Annotated in this window: 5 protein-coding genes; all 5 read left to right on the plus strand. The window is 61.8% G+C overall.

Features of this window, described 5'->3' with window-relative positions; all coding sequences use genetic code 11:
* The first annotated feature begins 210 nt into the window (after positions 1 to 210).
* The 5 genes from leuS to ACU688_RS22025 all read left to right on the plus strand — a co-directional run bounded on the left by leuS (position 211) and on the right by ACU688_RS22025 (position 6,356).
* Positions 211 to 2,817 (plus strand): leucine--tRNA ligase, encoded by a 2,607-nt coding sequence (gene leuS / locus ACU688_RS22005; RefSeq protein WP_448186389.1) that lies wholly within the window; start codon positions 211 to 213, stop codon positions 2,815 to 2,817.
* An 89-nt stretch (positions 2,818 to 2,906) separates the two neighbouring features.
* Positions 2,907 to 3,512, plus strand: a complete 606-nt coding sequence (locus ACU688_RS22010) for an LPS-assembly lipoprotein LptE (protein WP_448186390.1) — start codon at positions 2,907 to 2,909, stop codon at positions 3,510 to 3,512.
* Positions 3,513 to 3,551: 39 nt separating this feature from the next.
* Positions 3,552 to 4,589, plus strand: a complete 1,038-nt coding sequence (holA, locus tag ACU688_RS22015; protein WP_448186391.1) for a DNA polymerase III subunit delta — start codon at positions 3,552 to 3,554, stop codon at positions 4,587 to 4,589.
* A gap of 215 nt (positions 4,590 to 4,804) precedes the next feature.
* The gene (gene arfA / locus ACU688_RS22020; protein WP_003176285.1) at positions 4,805 to 4,969 is read left to right on the plus strand and encodes an alternative ribosome rescue factor ArfA; all 165 of its coding nucleotides are present in this window, start codon (positions 4,805 to 4,807) and stop codon (positions 4,967 to 4,969) included.
* Positions 4,970 to 5,030: 61 nt separating this feature from the next.
* Positions 5,031 to 6,356 carry a lytic murein transglycosylase gene (locus ACU688_RS22025; RefSeq protein ID WP_448186392.1) on the plus strand — a complete coding sequence of 442 codons (1,326 nt, stop codon included), beginning with the start codon at positions 5,031 to 5,033 and terminating at the stop codon, positions 6,354 to 6,356.
* Positions 6,357 to 6,390 lie beyond the last annotated feature (34 nt).

Raw genomic sequence — 6,390 nt, forward strand, 5'->3', positions numbered from 1 at the left:
CGTGGCTGCACCTGCCTGGTGCCGCGACAGACGGCCCTGGCTGCGCAATCAGGGTTTCCCTCGATAGAGTGGGGTCATGTATGCTACGGCGCTTCCTGTAACTCCACTTCCCGCAGGGTTTGGGCACGGACGCGCCGCTTTTTGGTGTCGATCATCCTGAACGTTGCACCGAAGAGGATTAGGCCACCCCTATTCAGTTCAAAAGTAGCCATGCACGAACAATATCAGCCCCGTGAAATCGAAAATGCCGCCCAAACCTTCTGGGACGAGCAAAAGTCCTTTGAAGTCAGTGAACAGCCAGGCAAGGAGACTTACTACTGCCTATCGATGTTCCCTTACCCCAGCGGCAAGCTACACATGGGGCACGTGCGCAACTACACCATCGGCGACGTCATCTCGCGCTACCAGCGCATGCTCGGCAAGAACGTCCTGCAACCCATGGGTTGGGACGCCTTCGGCATGCCGGCGGAAAACGCCGCGATGAAAAACAACGTAGCGCCCGCCAAGTGGACCTACGAAAACATCGCCTACATGAAGACCCAGCTGCGCAGCCTGGGCCTGGCGGTGGATTGGTCCCGCGAAGTGACCACCTGCAAGCCGGATTACTACCGCTGGGAACAATGGCTGTTCACTCGCCTGTTCGAAAAAGGTGTGATCTACAAAAAGAGCGGCACCGTTAACTGGGACCCGATCGACCAGACCGTACTCGCCAACGAACAGGTGATCGACGGTCGCGGCTGGCGTTCCGGCGCGCTGATCGAAAAGCGCGAAATCCCGATGTACTACTTCAAGATCACCGCCTACGCGGATGAACTCTTGTCGAGCCTCGACGACCTGCCGGGCTGGCCTGAACAGGTCAAGACCATGCAGCGCAACTGGATCGGCAAGTCCAAGGGCATGGAAGTGCAGTTCCCGTACAACGTCGACTCGATCGGCGAAGCGGGCGCACTGAAAGTCTTCACCACCCGTCCAGACACCTTGATGGGCGCGACCTACGTCGCCGTGGCCGCCGAGCATACGCTGGCCACTCAAGCCGCACAGAACAACCCTGAGCTGCAGGCGTTCATCGCCGAATGCAAAGGCGGCAGCGTGGCCGAAGCCGACGTCGCTACCCAAGAGAAAAAAGGCCTGCCGACCGGGCTGTTCGTCGAGCACCCACTGACCGGCGAAAAACTGCCGGTGTGGGTCGCCAACTACGTGCTGATGCACTACGGCGATGGCGCAGTAATGGCTGTGCCGGCCCACGACGAGCGTGATTTCGAGTTCGCCACCAAGTACGCCCTGCCGATCAAGTCCGTGGTGCGCACCAGCTCCGGCGAGACCAACCCGGCCCCGTGGCAAGACGCCTACGGCGAGCACGGCACCCTGATCAATTCCGGCGAGTTCGACGGCCTGGACTTCCAGGGCGCGTTCGACGCCATGGAAGTGGCACTGATCAAGAAGAACCTGGGCGCCTCGCGCACCCAGTTCCGCCTGCGTGACTGGGGCATCAGCCGCCAGCGCTACTGGGGCTGCCCGATCCCGATCATCCACTGCGAAACCTGTGGTGACGTGCCGGTGCCGGAAGACCAACTGCCGGTCGTGCTGCCGGAAGACGTGGTGCCGGACGGCGCCGGCTCGCCGTTGGCGCGCATGCCTGAGTTCTACGAGTGCAGCTGCCCGAAATGCGGCCAGCCTGCCAAGCGTGAAACCGACACCATGGACACCTTCGTCGAGTCCTCGTGGTACTACGCCCGCTACGCCTCGCCGCACTACGAGGGTGGCCTGGTGGAGAAATCCGCAGCCGACCATTGGTTGCCGGTGGACCAGTACATCGGCGGTATCGAACACGCCATCCTTCACCTGCTGTACGCGCGCTTCTTCCACAAGCTGATGCGTGACGAAGGCCTGGTGAGCTCCGATGAGCCGTTCAAGAACCTGCTGACCCAAGGCATGGTGATCGCCGAGACCTACTACCGTCGTGAAGCCAATGGTGCCTACACCTGGTTCAACCCGGCGGACGTCGAGCTGGTGCGTGACAGCAAAGCCAAGGTCATCAGCGCCAAGCTGATCTCCGACGGCCTGCCGGTGGAAATCGGTGGCACCGAGAAGATGGCCAAGTCGAAGAACAACGGCGTCGACCCACAGTCGATGATCGACCAGTTCGGCGCCGACACCTGCCGCCTGTTCATGATGTTTGCCTCGCCGCCGGACATGAGCGCCGAATGGTCCGACTCCGGCGTCGAAGGTTCGCACCGCTTCCTCAAACGCGTCTGGCGCCTGGCGCACGCCCATATCAGCCAGGGCCTGCCGGGCAAACTGGACGTTGCGGGCCTGAGCGATGAGCAGAAAGTCATTCGCCGCAGCACGCACCTGGCGATCCGCCAAGCGAGCCAGGACGTGGGCCAGAACCACAAGTTCAACACCGCCATCGCCCAGGTGATGACGCTGATGAACGTGCTGGAAAAAGCCCCGCAAGCGACCGAACAGGACCGCGCGCTGATTCAGGAAGGCCTGGAAACGGTCACCCTGCTGCTGGCGCCAATCACACCGCACATCAGCCACGACCTGTGGAACCGACTGGGCCACGACGGCGCCGTCATTGATGCGGCCTGGCCGAAACAGGACGACAGCGCCCTGGTCCAGGACACGCTGCAACTGGTGATTCAGGTCAACGGCAAGCTGCGTGGCCAGATCGACATGCCGGCCAGCGCCAGCCGTGAAGACGTCGAAGCCGCCGCACGCGTCAACGAGAACGTGCTGCGCTTCACCGAAGGCCTGACGATCCGCAAAGTAATCGTCGTGCCTGGCAAACTGGTCAATATCGTCGCCAGCTAAATCGGATCGGGCGCGGGGTTCGAACCCCGCGCCGAACAAAACCTTCAGGGCCTCGATAAGGCCCACCTGGTTTCAAGGGGAGCAACACAATGATCAAACGCAATCTGCTGGTGATGGGCCTTGCCGTACTGCTGAGCGCTTGCGGCTTCCAGCTGCGCGGCACCGGCACCAATGACCTGACGATCAAGGAACTGGACCTCAGCGCACGCGACGCCTACGGCGACACCGTGACCCAGCTGCGTCAAGTCCTGGAAAACAGCGGCGTCAAGGTTTATACCGGCGCGACCTACAAGCTGTTCCTGGCCAGCGAAAAAGATACCCAGCGTAACCTGAGCTACGCCAGTGCTGGCCGCGCGTCCGACATCGAACTGGCCACCGAGCTGACCTTCGAAGTCCGTGGCCGTGATAGCTTGCCGCTGATGGGTGACAAGATCGTCGTCCAGAAAATCGTCAGCCACGACGGCAACAACCTGGTCGGTTCGGACTCCGAGACCATCCAGGTGCGCAAGGAAATCCGTCGCGAACTGGTACAGCGCATGATGCTGCGCCTGCAAATGCTGACCCCGGAAAAACTCGAAACCTTGCAGCAAGCTGCCGACAACAAAGCCAAGGCTGACGCCGACGCCCTGAAAGCCGCGCAAGAGTACGAAAACAACACGCCGAAACAATCGCCTGTTGAAGTCCCAGTCGAGTAAGCCAGACGGGGCGCCCCAAGCGCCCCGTTCGCCCCGCCTATGAAACTCGCCCCCGCCCAACTCGCCAAACACCTGCAAGGTGGCCTTGCGCCTGTCTATATCGTCAGCGGTGATGACCCGCTGCTGTGCCAGGAAGCCGCCGACGCCATCCGCACCGCCGCACGCCAGCAAGGCTTCGATGAACGCCAAGTGTTCAGCGCCGACGCCAGTTTCGACTGGGGCACGTTGCTGCAAGCTGGGGCGAGCATGTCGCTGTTCGCCGAAAAACGCCTGCTGGAACTGCGCCTGCCGTCCGGCAAGCCCGGTGACAAGGGCGCGGCCGCCTTGATGGAATACTGCTCACGCCCGGCTGAAGACACGGTGCTGTTGATCAGCCTGCCCAAGCTCGACGGCAGTGCGCAGAAAACCAAATGGGGCAAGGCGTTGGTGGAGGGTCCGCAGACCCAGTTCATCCAGATCTGGCCGGTGGACAGCAGCCAGTTGCCGCAATGGATTCGTCAGCGCCTGTCCCAGTCGGGGCTGTCGGCGACGCAAGATGCTGTGGAACTGATCGCCGCGCGGGTTGAAGGCAACTTGCTGGCCGCCGCCCAAGAGATCGAAAAGCTCAAGCTGATGGCCGAAGACGGGCAGATCACCGTCGAAACCGTGCAAGGCGCGGTGGCTGATAGTGCGCGCTTTGACGTGTTCGGGCTGGTGGATGCCATTCTCAACGGCGAACCCGCCCACGCCTTGCGCATGCTCGAAGGCCTGCGCGGCGAAGGCGTGGAGCCACCGGTGATTCTCTGGGCCCTGGCCCGTGAGTTGCGGGTGCTGGCCAATATTGCCTTGCAATACAGCCAGGGCACGCCGCTGGACAAATGCTTCAGCCAGGCCCGGCCACCGGTGTGGGACAAGCGCAAACCCCTGATGAGCAAAGCCCTGCAACGGCACTCGGCGCAACGCTGGGCGCAGTTGTTGTTGGAAGCACAGCGTATTGATGCGCAGATCAAGGGCCAGGCGGCGGGTTCGCCGTGGATGAGTTTGAGCCGCTTGTCGCTGTTGATGGCCGGCCAGCGCCTGACACTTCCTGCCGAATAATCCCTCCCAGGCACTGCATTCCCCTGTGGGAGCTGGCTTGCCTGCGATAGCGGTATAGCAGTGGCAGAGATGCAAGCTGACTCACCGCTATCGCAGGCAAGCCAGCTCCCACACTTTTGATCGCATTTACAATTTCTGATAGGTGCCAGTCTTTACAGCCGCACAACTTCGGCAGATGATTTGCACCGCTCCAACCCACCCAGAGAGTACCCACCATGAGCAAAAAGCCATCCAAGCATGGCCCCAACAAGGCCAAATCCATCATCGCCCAGCCACTGTTCCGCAGCCGCCAAGAACGCGCCGGCAAGGGCAAAGGCAGCTACCGCCGCGAAGCCTTCCAGTCTAATAGCTGGGAGGCTTCTTACTTTCTGGCTGCCTGAAGGCAAGCGCCCCTTTGGCATGATAAGGTCTGCACCTGATTTGTAATCCCTGGACCTGTGCATGCCCTCTTGTCTCTCCCGTCGTTGGCACCTTCGCCAATTGATCGCTGCCTCCAGCCTCATTCTGCTCGTCGCCTGTGCGGAGAAACCTACCGCCGCCGACGCTCAACCCCTGCCCAAACTCCAGACCGCTCCAGTCGCGGCCCCCGCTGTCGTGGCGCCCCTGGCCGTGGACAATCTGGATATCCAGCCGACCCAGACCTTCGCCGAATGGCAGGCCGGGTTTCGTGAACAAGCCTTGAAAGCCGGGATCACCCCTGCCGTTTTTGACAATGCCTTTGCCAACGTCACTCCAGACATGGCCGTCATCCGTGCCGACCGCAGCCAGCCGGAATTTTCCCGGCCGGTGTGGGAATACCTCAACGGCGCCCTGTCGCCGCTGCGTGTGCGCAATGGCCAAGCGCTGCTGATCAAGTACGCCGACATCCTGCAACGCATCGAAGAACGTTATGGCGTGGATCGCCAGGCCTTGGTCTCGGTGTGGGGCATGGAAAGCAACTTCGGCCAGTTCCAGGGCAACAATTCGGTGATCCGCTCCCTGGCGACCCTGGCCTATGAAGGCCGTCGCCCGGCGTTTGCCCAGGCGCAATTGCTGGCGGCGCTGCAAATCATCCAGCACGGCGATATCCAGGCCGACCAGATGAAAGGCTCCTGGGCCGGCGCCATGGGCCAGACCCAGTTCATCCCGACCACCTACAACACCCACGCCGTGGATTTCGATGGCGACGGTCGCCGCGACATCTGGAACAGCCCGGCCGACGCCCTCGCCTCCACCGCGCACTACCTGCAAAGCTCCGGCTGGCAGAAAGGCCAGCCGTGGGGGTTTGAGGTCAATCGACTGCCGACGGGCTTCGATTACGCCCTGGCCGATGGCGGTGTGCGCAAGACCGTCGCCGACTGGCTGAAACTGGGCATCCAACTGCCACCTGGCGCGAGCATGCCGCCGAACGTCGACCAGTTGTCCGCCGCCCTGCTACTGCCGGCGGGTTACCGTGGGCCGGCGTTCCTGGTGTTGGATAACTTCCGCGCGATCCTCAAGTACAACAACTCGTCGTCCTACGCGCTGGCGGTCGGCCTGCTGTCGGAGCGGTTTGGTGGCGGTGGTGAGATTCGTGGCGATTGGCCGAAGGATGAACTGCCGCTGAGTCGTTCCCAGCGTATTGATTTGCAGACCGTACTGAACGCCAAAGGGTATGACGCGGGCAACCCGGACGGGATTATCGGCGCCAATACACGCAAGGCGATTCGAGCGGCGCAGCAGTCGTTGGGGTGGCCGGCGGATGGGTATCCGACGGTGAAGTTGCTGGAATCTTTGCAGAACCGCTAGATCTGCTGATGGCTACTGCCGCTATCGCAGGCAA

This window comes from Pseudomonas acericola (SeqCode) (assembly GCF_053456465.1).